At 60.0% G+C, this 15,672-nt stretch carries 10 protein-coding genes; 3 read left to right on the top strand and 7 right to left on the bottom strand.

Features of this window, described 5'->3' with window-relative positions; translation table 11 throughout:
* Positions 1–6: 6 nt before the first annotated feature.
* Complete coding sequence (locus ACEN83_RS16405) at positions 7–243, bottom strand: hypothetical protein (protein ID WP_495577736.1); 237 nt, start codon at positions 241–243, stop codon at positions 7–9.
* A gap of 246 nt (positions 244–489) precedes the next feature.
* Positions 490–657: a hypothetical protein gene (locus tag ACEN83_RS16400; protein ID WP_495577735.1), complete on the bottom strand. Its 168-nt coding sequence runs from the start codon at positions 655–657 to the stop codon at positions 490–492.
* A 203-nt stretch (positions 658–860) separates the two neighbouring features.
* Here ACEN83_RS16400 and ACEN83_RS16395 point away from each other — a divergent pair, with 203 nt between their 5' ends.
* From ACEN83_RS16395 to glgB, 3 genes are all read left to right on the top strand, one after another.
* Positions 861–2,858: an alpha-1,4-glucan--maltose-1-phosphate maltosyltransferase gene (locus tag ACEN83_RS16395; protein ID WP_495577734.1), complete on the top strand. Its 1,998-nt coding sequence runs from the start codon at positions 861–863 to the stop codon at positions 2,856–2,858.
* A gap of 139 nt (positions 2,859–2,997) precedes the next feature.
* Positions 2,998–6,339, top strand: coding sequence for a maltose alpha-D-glucosyltransferase (gene treS / locus ACEN83_RS16390; RefSeq protein ID WP_495577733.1), 3,342 nt, complete (start codon positions 2,998–3,000; stop codon positions 6,337–6,339).
* Positions 6,340–6,341: 2 nt separating this feature from the next.
* Positions 6,342–8,573 (top strand): 1,4-alpha-glucan branching protein GlgB, encoded by a 2,232-nt coding sequence (gene glgB, locus ACEN83_RS16385; protein ID WP_429393747.1) that lies wholly within the window; start codon positions 6,342–6,344, stop codon positions 8,571–8,573.
* Positions 8,574–8,708: 135 nt separating this feature from the next.
* On the opposite strand, the gene ACEN83_RS16380 is transcribed toward glgB, so the two are convergent.
* The 5 genes from ACEN83_RS16380 to ACEN83_RS16360 form a co-directional block, all read right to left on the bottom strand.
* A complete protein-coding gene (locus ACEN83_RS16380; protein ID WP_495577732.1) occupies positions 8,709–9,011 on the bottom strand; it encodes a hypothetical protein in 303 nt (100 codons plus the stop codon).
* An 11-nt stretch (positions 9,012–9,022) separates the two neighbouring features.
* Positions 9,023–10,363, bottom strand: a complete 1,341-nt coding sequence (locus tag ACEN83_RS16375; protein WP_495577731.1) for an RHS repeat-associated core domain-containing protein — start codon at positions 10,361–10,363, stop codon at positions 9,023–9,025.
* A complete protein-coding gene (locus tag ACEN83_RS16370) occupies positions 10,357–11,562 on the bottom strand; it encodes an RHS repeat domain-containing protein (protein WP_495577730.1) in 1,206 nt (401 codons plus the stop codon). The genes ACEN83_RS16375 and ACEN83_RS16370 overlap by 7 nt, the downstream gene beginning before the upstream one ends.
* Before the next feature lie 82 nt (positions 11,563–11,644).
* Positions 11,645–12,712 carry an autotransporter domain-containing protein gene (locus ACEN83_RS16365; RefSeq protein WP_495577729.1) on the bottom strand — a complete coding sequence of 356 codons (1,068 nt, stop codon included), beginning with the start codon at positions 12,710–12,712 and terminating at the stop codon, positions 11,645–11,647.
* A 300-nt stretch (positions 12,713–13,012) separates the two neighbouring features.
* A complete protein-coding gene (locus ACEN83_RS16360; protein WP_495577728.1) occupies positions 13,013–15,610 on the bottom strand; it encodes an autotransporter family protein in 2,598 nt (865 codons plus the stop codon).
* Positions 15,611–15,672 lie beyond the last annotated feature (62 nt).

The raw sequence follows: 15,672 nt of genomic DNA, 5'->3' as shown, positions 1-15,672 counted from the left end.
GCGCTGTCAGGGATTCGCCCCGTCTGTGCAAGTCGCTTCACAGTCTGAATCCTGCTCGTTGCTCTGCGTTTCCGAGAGTTCGTGCTGGCTGTAGTCCATATCACCGTGCAGCAGATGTTTCTCCAGTTCCCTGATGATTGAACTTTTGGTTGATTGTTCAGAGTGATTGCGTTCGGCTTCGAAGCAAAGAAATTCGTAGTTGAATATTTTCAAGGTATAGCCAGCCGTCGGTGGGTCGTTCACGGTGTAGCGCGTGGGGCTGTGCGCTAGTTCTGTTTGTGAATTCGCTGACGCTGGAAAAAAACGTTTTCATGGCTAACCACACTCAAGGCTGAAGAAGTGATGGCTATATAAGGCGCGGGGTGCAGGTTTCGTAAAGAGTCGGACGGGCAGAATTGGCGCTTTAGGATCGGTACTACAGGTACTTGGGAAGCGTCATTCATTTTTGATGATCGTCCCTGGTGTCGAGGCAGGAACGATCAACTGTCTTCATTCAGGATTCACAATCACCGGCGGCATCGTGGTCGGCGGTTCTTCCCTTGGCGTCGGGGTCGTGCCAGGTGGCTCCTGTTCTGGCACCGGTTGTGGTTCGCTGGGGGGGATCACCGGGTTGTCGATGTTTGGATCGGGGGTTTCAGCCGGGAATGGATTGTTCATTGGTCAGGCCTCCGGTGGCACATGGCGTGAGTCGTGCTTAAGTAGATGGACTGCTGCGCGAACGATTTGATTCCGCAAATTGCCGATGAACTTTTCCCGCCAGCCATCGCTCGGAACCTAAGTGAGTACATCCCGGGGCGGATGGCCCGTTGGGGTAGCGAACAGACACAAGCGCGTCCATGGGGCGTAAGGAGAGAGGCTCGATGACGGCTGAAAAACCGACTGAGTTGAGCTACAACCCGCACATGCCGCTGGCGCAGGCGCTGTTGCTGCCGCGCATTGTCATAGAAAACATCATGCCGACCCTTGAAGGCGGGCAGTTCGCGGTCAAGGCGGTGGTGGGCCAGGATGTGGTGGTGACGGCCAAGGTCTTTGCCGACGGGCATGACAAGCTGGCGGTGCGCGTACGCTGGCGGGCCGAGGACGAGGACGTCTGGCAAAGCGCGGTCATGCACGATCTGGGCAACAACGGCTGGCAGGGGCAGTTCCGGGTGAACAGTCAGGGCCGTTATCTGTTCTGTATCGAAGCCTGGATCGACCAGTTCGCCAGTTTTCGCTACGAACTTGAAAAGAAGCATATGGCAGCGGTGCCCGTCAGCCTCGAATTGCAGGAAGGGCGGATCCAGGTGCAGCAAGCCGCCGAGCGCAGTGAGGGGCAACTCAGCGAGCAATTGGCGGCATTGCACCATGAACTGGCAGGACTGCTCGAAACCGAGCAGGTCGCACTGTTTTTGCACCCGCGTAGCGCCGACCTCATGGCCCGCGTCGATCATCGTGCCTACCTGAGCCTAAGCCCGGAGTACCCGGTGGATGTGGAGCGCGAGCTGGCGCAGTTCGCCAGTTGGTATGAGTTGTTCCCGCGTTCGATCACCGACAGTCCGGAACGCCACGGTACTTTCAACGACGTGCATTCGCGGCTGGCGATGATTCAGGACATGGGCTTCGATGTGCTGTATTTCCCGCCGATCCACCCGATCGGACGCAGCTACCGCAAAGGCCCGAACAACTCACTGACGGCAGGCCCCGATGATCCGGGCAGTCCCTATGCGATCGGTAGCGAGGAGGGCGGCCACGAAGCGATTCACAAGCAGTTGGGGACTCGCGAAGACTTCCGGCGACTGGTGTCGGCCGCTGCGGCCCACGGCCTGGAAATCGCCCTCGACTTCGCCATCCAGTGCTCCCAGGACCACCCATGGCTCAAGCAGCACCCCGGCTGGTTCAACTGGCGGCCCGACGGCTCGATCAAATATGCGGAGAACCCGCCGAAGAAATACCAGGACATCGTCAACGTCGACTTCTATGCCCCCGAGGCGATTCCGAGCCTGTGGGTGGAGCTGCGCGACATCGTGGTGGGCTGGGTCGAGGAGGGTGTGAAGATCTTTCGCGTCGATAACCCGCACACAAAGCCGCTGCCGTTCTGGCAATGGCTGATCGCCGATGTACGGGCGCTGTACCCCGAAGTGATCTTCCTGGCCGAAGCCTTTACTACCCCGGCAATGATGGCGCGCCTGGGCAAGGTCGGTTATTCCCAGAGCTACACCTATTTCACCTGGCGCAACACCAAGGCCGAACTGGCGTCCTACTTCACCGAACTCAACGAATCGCCGTGGCGCGAGTGTTACCGGCCGAATTTTTTCGTCAATACACCGGACATCAACCCGGCGTTCCTGCATGAATCCGGGCGCCCCGGGTTCCTCATCCGCGCCGTGCTGGCGACCATGGGCTCAGGCCTGTGGGGCATGTATTCGGGGTTCGAGTTGTGCGAGTCTGCACCGGTGCCGGGCAAGGAGGAGTACCTCGACTCCGAGAAGTACGAGATCCGCCCCAGGGACTTCAACGCGCCGGGCAACATCATTGCCGAGATTGCCCAGCTCAACCGCATCCGTCGGCAGAACCCGGCGCTGCACACGCATCTGGGCCTGAAGGTCTACAACGCCTGGAACGACAACATCCTGTACTTCGGCAAACGCAGCTTTGATGGCAGCAACTTTATTCTGGTGGCGGTCAGCCTCGATCCGCACAACGTGCAGGAGGCGAATTTCGAGTTGCCGCTGTGGGAAATGGGTTTGCCTGACGACGCCAGCACCCAGGGCGAAGACCTGATGAATGGCCATCGCTGGAGCTGGCATGGCAAACATCAGTTCATGCGGATCGACCCGGCGTACCAGCCGTTCGGGATCTGGCGCATTACCGCCTCTTGAATGCGCCGCCCCCTGTAGGAGCTGCCGAAGGCTGCGATCTTTTGCTTTAAAGAAAGTGAAGATCAAAAGATCGCAGCCTTCGGCAGCTCCTACAGGGGGCGTCTGAGAGCGGCCTTTATGAATTCACCAGGAGTTTCACATGGCGAAGAAACCCAAGGCAGCCACGTTCATCAAGGACCCGCTCTGGTACAAGGATGCGGTGATCTATCAAGTACACGTCAAATCGTATTTCGACTCCAACAACGACGGGATCGGCGACTTTCCCGGCCTCATCGCCAAGCTCGACTACATTGCCGACTTGGGCGTCAACACCATCTGGCTGTTGCCCTTCTATCCTTCGCCACGGCGCGACGACGGTTATGACATAGCCGAATACCGCGGCGTGCACAGTGACTACGGGACCATGGCCGATGCCCGGCGATTCATTGCCGAGGCACACAAACGCGGCCTGCGGGTGATCACCGAACTGGTCATCAACCACACCTCCGACCAGCACCCCTGGTTCCAGCGCGCACGCAAGGCCAAACCCGGGTCGGCGGCGCGGGACTTCTACGTGTGGTCCGACGACGATCAGAAATACGACGGCACCCGCATCATTTTCCTCGACACCGAAAAGTCCAACTGGACCTGGGACCCGGTCGCCGGCCAATACTTCTGGCACCGTTTCTACTCCCACCAGCCGGACCTGAATTTCGATAACCCGCAGGTCATGAAAGCGGTGCTGTCGGTGATGCGTTACTGGCTCGACATGGGCATCGACGGCTTGCGCCTGGATGCGATTCCCTACCTGATCGAGCGCGACGGCACCAACAACGAAAACCTGCCGGAAACCCACGATGTCCTGAAACAGATCCGCGCCGAAATCGACGCCAATTACCCCGACCGCATGCTGCTGGCGGAGGCCAATCAGTGGCCGGAGGACACCCAGTTGTACTTCGGCGACACCGACAAGAAAGGCCTGAACGGCGACGAATGCCACATGGCCTTTCACTTCCCGTTGATGCCGCGCATGTACATGGCGCTGGCCCAGGAAGATCGCTTCCCGATCACCGACATTCTGCGCCAGACCCCGGATATCCCCGCCAACTGCCAATGGGCGATCTTCCTGCGCAACCACGATGAGCTGACCCTGGAGATGGTCACCGACAAGGAACGCGATTACCTGTGGAATTACTACGCCGCCGACCGTCGCGCGCGGATCAACCTGGGGATTCGCCGGCGCCTGGCGCCGCTGGTGGAGCGTGACCGACGCCGGGTCGAACTGCTCAACAGCCTGCTGCTGTCGATGCCCGGCACGCCGACCCTGTATTACGGCGACGAGATCGGCATGGGCGACAACATCTACCTCGGCGACCGCGATGGCGTGCGCACGCCGATGCAATGGTCCATCGACCGCAACGGCGGTTTCTCCCGCGCCGATCCGGCCAGCCTGGTGCTGCCGCCGATCATGGATCCGCAATACGGCTACTTGTCGGTCAACGTCGAAACCCAGGCCGGCGACCCGCATTCGCTGTTGAACTGGACCCGGCGCATGCTCGCTGTGCGCAAGCAGTCCAAGGCCTTCGGGCGCGGTACATTGAAGATGCTGTCGCCGAGCAACCGGCGGATCCTGGCCTACACCCGCGAATACACCGGGGCGGACGGCAGACACGAAGTCATCCTGTGCGTGGCCAACGTGTCGCGCAGTGCCCAGGCCGCCGAGCTCGATTTATCGGCCTACGTCGGCATGGTGCCGGTGGAGATGCTCGGGGGTAACGCCTTCCCGCCCATCGGCCAGTTGAATTTCCTCCTGACCCTCGCGCCCTACGGCTTTTACTGGTTCGGCCTCGCCGCGGAAAACCAGATGCCCAGCTGGCATGTGGAGCCCGCACAGAGCCTGCCGGACTTCACCACGCTGGTGCTGAAAAAACGCATGGAAGAACTGCTCGAAGCGCCGTCACGCCATACCCTTGAGCAGAGCATCCTGCCCAGCTGGTTGCAGAATCGTCGCTGGTTCGCCGGCAAGGATGCCGCCATCGAGCAGGTCGATCTGGCCTACGGTGTGCGCTTCGGCGATGCGCAACATCCGGTGCTGTTCAGTGAGATCAATGTCACCAGCGGTGGCCAGAGCAGTCGCTATCAGTTGCCGTTCGGCTTTATCTCCGAGGATCAGGTCGGTACGCCGTTGCCGCAGCAACTGGCGCTGTCGCGGGTACGGCGCGGACGCCAGGTCGGCCTGATCACCGATGCCTTCAGCCTGGAGACCTTTGTGCATGCGGTATTGCAAGGGATTCAGGCCGGTACCGTATTGGCCTGCAGCGATGGCGATATTCGCTTCGAGTCCACCCCCGAACTGGAAAAACTCGGTCTCAATGCCGAGTCGCCGGTGCGCTACCTGTCGGCGGAACAGTCCAACAGCTCGGTGGTGATCGGCAACAGCATGGTGCTCAAGCTGATCCGCAAGGTCGCCAGCGGCGTGCATCCTGAACTGGAAATGAGCGCCTGTCTGACCGCAGCCGGGTTCAGCAATATCTCGCCACTGCTGGGGGCCGTGGTGCGCCGGGACGGGGCGGGTGAAGACAACCTGCTGATGATCGCCCAGGGCTACCTGAACAATCAGGGCGATGCCTGGGAATGGACGCAAAACAACCTCGAACGGGCGCTGCGCGATGAACTGGCCGACGCCATGTCCGAGCAGGAGCAACACTACAACGCGCTAGGCGAACTGAAAGATTTCGCCGGTATGCTGGGCCGGCGCCTGGGGGAAATGCATCAGGTGTTGGCGGCGCCCAGTGCCAACCCGGACTTCTTGCCGCAGGTCACCACGCAGAAGGACGCGCTGGCCTCGGCCAGGGATGTCGCAACGCAAATCGAGCACGCGCTGAACTTGCTCAAGCAGCATCAACATCAACTGAGCCCGGCGGACCAGACCCTGGTCAGCCATTTACTGGACAACAAAAAAGCCATTCTCGGACATGTACAAGCGTTGGGTAAAAAGACTGCGGGCGGCTTGCGCATTCGTGTGCATGGCGACCTGCATCTGGGCCAGGTGCTGGTGATCAAGGGCGATGCGTACTTGATCGACTTCGAGGGGGAACCGGCGCGGCCCTTGCATGAACGTCGGGGCAAACACAGCCCGTACAAGGATGTCAGTGGCGTGCTGCGTTCCTTCGACTATGCGGCGGCAATGGCGATCAACGTGCACAACGTCGATAACACGGCGGCGGCCGATGCCGCGCGTGTGCGGGTCACCGAGCGCTACTTGAGTGAAGCGCGAACAGCATTTGTCGACGCCTATCGGCTGGCGGCAGCTAGTCTTGCCCATGCATGGCAAGATCCCGAAGGCGAGGACGCTGCGCTGGCGTTGTTCGGTCTGGAGAAGGCGGCGTATGAAGTGGCCTATGAGGCGGAAAATCGCCCCACCTGGTTGCCCGTGCCGTTGCACGGTTTATATGGATTATTGAGTGGGCTTAAACCCTTTTCCGATCTTGGTGGAGAGTAGTCATGAGTGTCTCGAACAAGGAACAGGGTCATCACAAAGAAGCGCTGCTGCCCGGCGCACGGGATATCGATGCCTTGGTGCGTGCCGAGCATATCGATCCCTTTGCCATACTTGGCCCCCACGGTGATGGTGCCGGTGGACAGTTCATCCGCGCCTATCTGCCGGGCGCCCTGAGTGTAGAAGTCCTGGCCAGGGACTCCGGCGAAGCGCTTGGGAGTCTTCAAGCCACAGAGACGCCGGGGTTGTTTGTCGGGCATTTCGACCGCGCGCAAGCGTATCTGCTGCGCACCCGTTGGGCCGGCGGCGAGCAGACGGCCGAAGACCCTTACAGCTTCGGCCCGTTGCTGGGCGACATGGATTTGTACCTGTTTGCCGAAGGCAATCACCGCGACCTCAGTGCGTGCCTCGGTGCCCAGCTCAAGACCGTGGACGGCGTCGACGGTGTGCGTTTCGCGGTGTGGGCGCCCAATGCCCGACGGGTGTCGGTGGTCGGTGATTTCAACGTCTGGGACGGGCGCCGCCATCCGATGCGCCTGCGGCATCCCACCGGGGTCTGGGAGTTGTTCATCCCGCGTCTGCAAGCAGGGGACGCCTACAAGTACGAAATTCTCGGTGCCCACGGCATCCTGCCGCTGAAGGCCGACCCGATGGCGCTGGCCACCAGTCTGCCGCCGGACACCGCCTCGAAAGTCGCCTCGCCGCTGAAAATAGACTGGCAGGATCAGGACTGGATGCTGTCCCGTGGCGACCACCAGCGGGTGACGGCGCCCTTGTCGATCTACGAGTTGCACGCCGGTTCGTGGCAATGCGAGCTGGACGACCTGGGTGAAGTGGCCCGCCAGTACACCTGGCCGGAACTGACCGAGCGACTGATTCCCTATGTCAAAGACCTGGGCTTCACCCACATCGAACTGATGCCGATCATGGAGCACCCGTTCGGCGGTTCGTGGGGTTATCAGTTGCTGTCGCAATTCGCGCCGAGTGCGCGTTATGGCACGCCGGACCAGTTCGCCGCGTTCGTCAACGCCTGCCACCAGGCCGGCATCGGGGTGATTCTCGACTGGGTGCCGGCGCATTTCCCGACCGATACCCACGGCCTGGCCCAGTTCGACGGCACGGCGCTGTACGAGTACGGCAATCCGCAGGAAGGCTTCCACCAGGATTGGGACACGCTGATCTACAACCTGGGGCGCACCGAAGTGCACGGCTACATGCTGGCGTCGGCGCTGCACTGGCTCAAGCATTTCCATGTCGATGGCCTGCGGGTCGATGCCGTGGCCTCGATGCTGTACCGCGACTACTCGCGCAAGGCCGGCGAATGGGTGCCGAACCGCCACGGCGGGCGCGAGAACCTGGAAGCCATCGACTTCCTGCGCCACCTCAACGATGTGGTCGCCCTGGAAGCACCCGGTGCGCTGGTGATCGCCGAGGAGTCCACCGCATGGCCGGGCGTCAGCCAGGGCACCCAACAGGGCGGTCTGGGCTTTGCGTACAAATGGAACATGGGCTGGATGCACGATTCGCTGCATTACATCCAGCAGGACCCGGTGTACCGCGCCCATCACCACAACGAGCTGAGTTTTGGCCTGGTGTACGCCTGGTCCGAGCGCTTCATCCTGCCGATCTCCCACGACGAAGTGGTACACGGCAAACACTCGCTGATCGACAAAATGCCCGGCGACCGCTGGCAGAAATTCGCCAACCTGCGGGCCTACCTGAGTTTCATGTGGGCGCATCCGGGCAAGAAGCTGCTGTTCATGGGCTGTGAATTCGGTCAATGGCGCGAGTGGAACCACGATCAGCAACTGGACTGGTACTTGCTGCAGTACTCCGAGCACAAGGGGGTACAGAAACTGGTCGGCGACCTCAATCGCCTGTACCGCGAAGAACCGGCGCTGCATGAGCAGGACGATGTGCCGCAGGGTTTCCAGTGGCTGATCGGTGATGACGCGATCAACAGCGTTTATGCGTGGCTGCGCTGGAGCAAGGATGGCCGGCCTGTGCTGGTGGTGGCGAACTTTACGCCGGTGCCGCGTGAGGCTTATCGGGTTGGGGTGCCGTTTGCGGGGCAGTGGAATGAGGTGCTCAACAGCGACTCGTCTATCTATGCGGGGTCCAATTACGGCAATAGCGGTGGTGCGATGGCCGAGGAAACGCCGAGTCATGGGCAGGCGTTGTCGTTGGTGTTGAATTTGCCGCCGTTGGCGGTGTTGATGTTGCGGCCGGAGGGGTGATCCGGGACCGCATCGCTGCCTTCGCGAGCAGGCTCGCTCCCACAGGTTCCATGTGATCCTGTGGGAGATTCTATATTGCGGGGAAATCCTGCAACCTCAAACTCAGCTGGTAGTTGCCTTTGTTTTCCTGAATCCTTAATGCGGCAACGGACTTCTGGGACCTGTATACCCCCGTTTTTCGTGAAGATGGATAATTCGGTTTGCCTTATCAACTTCTATAACATCAAAGTCTGCGTGTGGTGTAAATACAGATCCTTTTACTGCCGATGCAGAAGTTGCGCCGTTCATACTTGCGGCGCTAAAGCCTTTTATTTTAAAGATGCCACCTTCTAAGTTGGATCTGAATTCTTCGGCAACTGATTGATCGAGGGATACTGAGAGAAAACTCATGGAATGTAGTACGGTGCCACTTTCTTTGGCTGCTTCGTAAGCATTCAATGCCGCGTCGGTTAATCTGCCTCCTCGAAAATAAGTTCGCAGTTTTGTATTTCTTGATGATATATTTGGTGGCTTACACTTTTGGCATCGTCTAAATCGAAGACACTAGCCGCTATTTTGATGTGTTTTTTTAATGCTATCCCGCTGCGTCCTTCAAATAGCTTTTCATGTCGAACCCGTATTTCGCGTATTACCGTTGTTTCATCTATTTCTATTTTTGATCCTTTTCTCATTGCATTATTGATCGTGTCTGATCCGTGGGTTGTTGTGTATAGCGCGATAAATGTTTTTATATCGTATTTATTTTTTGGGGTGGGAATGTTTTTTTTGGATGGGGTGGATGCCATTTTTCTTATCTGTGGCGCTTCGGTTGTAGCGGTTGCTGCAAAGCCCAGTCCTGACATGATCGTACCAGCGTACTGTTTTGGGTCAGCACCTTTTCCCTTCAAGTACTGATTAACAACATCAAGGACATCCTCTTGAGAAAGGTCGCCCATGTCTCGTTTGATGGTGGTTGTTATACGGCTAATCTCAGCAGTTGTTAGTTCTACCCCTGCATACCCTTCCAGATCTCCAAGATTGATGGGTCTGTTGCTCACCATCGCATACAAATTCATCCCATCCACATACCCCGCCGGATCCGGATTAATCCACCGCTGCAACCACGGCGCGTAATACCTGAACCCATAATAATAAAGCCCCGTCGCATCCCGCTCCTTGCCCGAGTAACGCACCGTCTTGTACTTGGCTTCGGTGTCCGAGCGGGCAGCAAAACACGCTGTACCACCAAACGGGTAATACCATTCCTGGCTGATCAGGTCAGCGTTCTGGTCCAGTTCCAGGACGCTGGATTGCAAGTGGTCGTTGAAGCTGTAGCGCACTTGATTGTTGGCGATGTCCTTGGGCTGTCCGGCGACCCAATGCAACACCTGCACGCTGTTGCTACCCGCGCTGGCGGTGATCACATGAAGGATTTCACCGGTACCGCCATGACTACGGATCTCCACGCCGGGCAGGTAGCGTACTTCGCTGATCAGTGTGCGGGCGTTGGTCTGGTTCGCGCGGAGCTTGCGCATGCGTTGGCCGCCGCCGTCGTAGACATAGCGTTCGTAGTCATCCTCCGCGCTTTCACGGATCACCGGACGCACGACGGTCAGTTGATTACGCAAGTCCCAGTCCATCGACTGGCCAGCTTGCAGTTCCTGCAGGTTGCCATTGGCATCGAAGCCGGCAGCGATTTCCGCTTCAGTCGGTGGCCGGCCGTTGCGCTCGGGCAGGCAGCGGTTGCTGTATTGGGCGCGAGTCAAAAGGCGGCCGTGGGGCTGGGCGCCGACGTGTACCAGGTTCAGCAAGTTGCCGCCGGCGTCGTAGTGGTAGGTCTGGGTGTAGTTGGCGACCTGGCTGGGGTCGGGGGGCGGGGGTGCAGGTCGGGCAGGGCGGGGCCGCCGTGGCCGGTTTTGGCTTCCCAGCCGCGGGCTTCGATCAGTTGACCGAGGGTGTCGTAGCGGTAGGTCTTGAGCGGTTCGATGCGCTGGTTGTTGAAGTAGCGAATCGGTTGGGCGGCGTCTTCGAGGCTTAGCACGTTACCGCTGGCGTCGTAGCGGTAGCACAAGTCGTGAAGGGGCGTGCCATCGGCTTTGTGCGCGCTCAAGCCAGTCAGGCGTCCGTCCGCGAGGTCGTAGCGATGGCGGGTGATGGCGCGGTTGCCGGCGGTTTCCGACTCGATCTGGCCGGAGGCGTTGTAATGGAGAGCGCTGACCAGCGTGATCTCGTCCTCACCGACCAGGGTCAATCGAGTGTCTTTCAATTGGCCGGCGACGGTGTAGGCAAAGCGCTGGCGGTTGCCCAACGCATCCGTTTGCTGGAGGGGGTCGGCGCCTGGCGAGTAGACATGGGACGTGGTGGCGCCATCGCCGGTTTCGAGCAGGGCGTCGCGGGCGGCTTCGCTCGCCGGCCAATCCGGTGTGTCGGCATCGCGCAAAAAGTGTCGAATCTGTTGCAGCACCGCGCCGCCGAGCCCCAACTCCTTCAGGTGCAGCGTGCCAGCCGGATCGTCATGGCGGATCAGCTGGCCGCAGAGGTTATGAGTGGCGGACTCGGCACTGGCATCTGCATAGGAAAAACGCTCAATCACGTGTTCAGCGCTCTCACCGCCACGCTCTCGCACCGCCACGGGGCGCAACAGTGCATCGAACTCAGTCAGCGTGCGGCTTCCACGACCGTCCCAGCGCTCCACGATTTGCCCGGCAGCACCTTGCAACGCGACCTGCCACCCGGCGTCGAGGCTGTCACTGGCCAACGGCGCGCCGGACAAACTGAACACCTGGCTGAGATTGACCGGCACCGACGCATCGTTCTGCGCCAGGGCAAACAGATACGGATCACGACTGGCCACTGGGCGCCCGGCGGCATCGAAGCGTTGATGCGTGACGCGCACGTCAACCGGATCGACCGCTTGCCGCCGGTGGTATTGAACGGCCCTGACCGCCAACCCGCGCGCGTCTGACACCGCAAGGGTGGGCGTGCCGTGATGCGCATGGTCCACAGACATCCGTGCCGGCCTCGATCAGGGTGACTTGCCCATTACAATGCATCGCCGTCAATGCCGTGGATACTGTAAGAAATACCAGTTTTTACCAGCGCATCCGCACACCCAGGCTGCCAATCAAACCATTCAAATCATTGTCGTCCACGTCGCTGCTGTAGTCGGCGCTGACGTACAGGCTCACGGTCGGGGTGACTCTGGCGACCAGACCCAGGCCCAGTTCGACGGTCGAGGACTTGCGGCTGCTGCTGATCTTGTCGACCTGATCGAGGGTCACGGTATTGCCGGTGTACACCGTGTGCCACAAGTTGGTCCGCACGTAGGGTTCGACCGGCATCCCGCTGATGTCGTAACTGCCTTTCAAGTGCGCACCGACCCGACCGCTCCACGAAGTCAGGTCACTGGAAGACGCGTTGCCCGACCCGGCATACGGGGTGTCCAGGGTGATGCGCTGATTGATCAATTGCGCCTGGGGTTCAATCACCCAGTTTTCACCCAGACCGATAGGGAACCCGCCTTCCACCGACAGCGTCATCGCGCTGCCTTCGGTGGCCCTTCGGGTCCCTTGTTCGTTGCGGCTGAAGCCGTTGACCCGGCCACCGCTGGCGGTCAGGTCGACGTGCCAGCCTTGTGGACCGGTCAGGCTCCAATAGGCGCCGAGGCTTTGCCCCCGGAGGTTGAGCGCGTCACGGTTGGGATCGGACATGGCCGGGGTGATCTGCGCGCCCTTGTTGTTGAGCGAGTACTGACTCGTGCCGCCGACCAGGCCAACCCTTTGCGTATGGCCGCCGGCACTTTGCAGGGTGAGGATCGCCGGGCCTTTGAGTTCGTGGGTGCCGGGAACGGCCAGACCCTGGGAAAGGTAATCGGCTTGTGTCTGGCGAGAGGGCTGGCCGTAGAGTTGGTCCCAGGCCGTGGGCGCGGCGTCTTCGGTGGTCAGGCTGGAACTGCGCAGATCGGGATGAGCGCTGAATTGACCGGGCCAGGTTGCTGCAAGGGTTGTCAGACCGATAGCCGGGATGTCCTGGCGATACCACGGCGTTGTTTCCTGCTCGGCAGTGGCGGCGAGCAATTCAATGGAGGAACACAGCAGAAGTGAACTCGATACAGTGCAAAAAGTGACTTTGATCTCTTGTGAAGTGAGTGAAGTTTTCATGGAGGTCTACCTTGCAGTCGCATGCGGTATCTCGTTCTGGCGTCTCTCCTACCCCGAATGAGGGGCGACCGAATGGATTAGGCGGCGTCACGGGCTGCCCGTTTTTACGGGAGCCCGCGGCGGGTCCTGGTAGTGTTTTCGGGGGTAGTAACCTGAAGTCAAGAAGACCGAAACAGTCGAGTCAAGAAGATGGCCGATCAGTGGTAATGGTTTAAAAAGGGCCTGTTCAATGGTGTGTTTCCAGGTTCTTGTTTATTCGAGCAATCGTCAAAAACCTCGGGATAGAGCGGTTTCAATTCCTCACCACCTGACTCGAATCCCCACGTTACCGAACGTTCCCCGTTGTTGGTTGCTGTCGATATTGCTGGTGTAGTCAAGTCCTGCGTAGACACTGACCGAGGTGGCAACGCTCAGTACCATGCCAATTCCGAGGTCGGCGGACGAGGTTCGTTGTTGGGTTTCGACCTGATCGACATGGTCAAAGGTGACCGTATCGGTACCGGTGAAGGTGTGCCAGATATTGGCCCGCAGATAGGGCTCCAGTGGCCGTCCACTGACTTCGTAGCGACCCTTCAGGCGAGCGCCGACGCGACCGGTCCAGGCACTGTCGGAATCGAACGAGACATGGGAGATGCCGTCGTCCTGGCTGTCGAGTTTGACCTTCTGATATATCGCCTGGGCCTGGGGTTCGAACACCCAGTCGCCTGCCACGGTAATCGGGTATCCGACTTCTGCCGATAACGTCGTTACGTGGCCGTCATTGTCGATCTTCAGGCCACTTTCGGAACGGTTGTCGCCATTGAGCCAGGTGTACATGGCCACGGCATCGAAATAGGCACCGGCGGGATCGGTGAGAGTCCAGTAAACGCCAAGGCTGTCGCCTTTCAACTCGACGTTTCCGGAGCGTTTGCCTTCGAAGCCCTGATTGAAACCATCAACATCACCTTGCAGGCGACTGTGGCCGATGAAGAAACCGCTGCGCTGGGTTTGCCCACCCGCCAGTTGCGAACTGAACAGGTCATTGCCGACCTGGAAGCCATTGAGCGAGCCGTCCAGCCTTGGCGTGACGGTACCGGCCCAGGTCTGCTCGAGGTTCTTGCCGTAGACCCGGCCCCAACCTGCGCCCAGGGCTCCGGTTTCCGTCAGCAGACTCTGATCGCCCTGACGGTCATGGAAAGTACCCAGTGCTGTCAGGGTCAATTGTGCTGCAGCCGGCGGCACCACCGACCAGGCAGGCACTGCCTCGCGATACAGAGGGATAGGTTCTGCGCCGGGTACGGCGGCCGGTAACGCAAGAGCTTTGAGCGTCACGACGCCTTCAGATCCTTGTACCCCTGTTGCCACGACCACGGGCGCGGCGACCGGCACTGCCACGATGGGCTCCAGCGTCGGCGGCAAAGCGGGATCAGGATTGGCGACGGCAACCACGGGCGGCGCCACCACCGAGGAGCGCAAATACCAACTGTTTTCGCTGCCCGGTGTGATGCCGCCTTTGAACAGGCGGTAATCGAAGGCGCCAACCGACACCGGGGCTTTGAGGGCGAACGCGGTGTTGTCGCTGACCGCCGTGCCTTGGGCCTGAACCAGCTGGATGCCGTTTTGCCGGGTCAGGGCACCCGCGCCGCCAACGTTGGTGACGCTGATCAGGGTGCTGCCGGTCAGCGTTCCGTTGTTGACCACCAGCTTGTCGCTGGAGGAGCTGTCATCGCCCACTGCGCTTTGCAGGAGCAACTGGCCGCCGTTACCCACGTAATTGCCTTCAACCGTCAAGGTGTCGTTGGTACGCGAGTTACCGCCGGCAAGGTCGATGACCCCGCTGTTGTTCAAGGTGGCGAGGCGGCCCGCGGTCGAAGAGGTGATGCTGCCCTGGGTTGACGTGAGCACGCTGCTGCCGTCGATGTTGAACACGCCGGTGCCCGTGGTGCTGTCCCCCAATTGAAGATTGCCATCGAGATCCAAGCGCGAGCCCTTGACCAGATTGAGGGTTTCCCAATTGATATACCGGGCAGCGCCCGATGAGGTGGTGTGATCGAAGGTCAGCAAGTCATTGCCACTACCGCCATTGAGACTCGGGGTCAGGGCGAGGGTGCTTTCGGTCAGATTGCGCAAAGTGGCGCGGTCGTTGCCTGCCTCCAGCAGGACTTGCGAGCGGATGATCCCGCCGCCGTCCCACACCAGCGTGTCATCACCGTTGCCGGCGCGAATCTCGCCGACGATTTCTCCGCCGGTAACGGTGATGCTGTCGTTGCCGTTGCTGACACTGATGTTGCCGCCGATACGCCCCCCGGAGAAGATGATCCTATCGATGCCCAAACCGGTCACCAGATTGCCGAGGATCAGCCCACCGGACATATCGAAGATATTGTTATCGAGTTTCATGTCGACGCGGCCGATGGTACCGCCGGTCATCCTGGTCACGTCGCCATCTTCGAAGGCGCCAAGGATGGTGCCGCCAGTCATCAGGAAGGTATCGCGGCCGTCCCCTTGGGCCAGGGACTTAATGGTTCCACCGGACATGATGAAGTCATCGATGCCATTGCCTTGGCTGACCGCGCCGCTGACTTGACCGGCGCTGATCATAAAACTGTCCGCCCCGTCGCCCAGATCCACGGCACCGGCCACGATACCTGAGGCTATTCTCACAGCGTCGGCGCCGGCCCCGAAGGTCACGTTGCCGTTGATACTGCCGGTGCCATTGGCGGGGAAGGTCAGGGTGTTATTGCCCGACAAGTCGGTCAACGGCGCGCTGGTGCCGCTGTCGCAGACGAAGTTGTCGTCGCCGGCGGTAGGGGTGAGTGTGCAGGCGGCGTAGGCGGGTTGGGACCAGTTCGCACATAACCAGATCGAGAACAGGCAGGCGCCATGACGGTACTTGGACAGATCTGTCGAAAACTCCATGTTGCCTCCGCGATGGGATCAACTTCCGTTCCTTTGGCCGTCATCGATGGCCAGGAAGCAGA

Source organism: Pseudomonas sp. Pseusp49 (assembly GCF_059491875.1).
The sequence above is the reverse complement of the archived record's forward strand: the minus strand, read 5'-3'. Positions and strand labels throughout refer to the sequence as shown.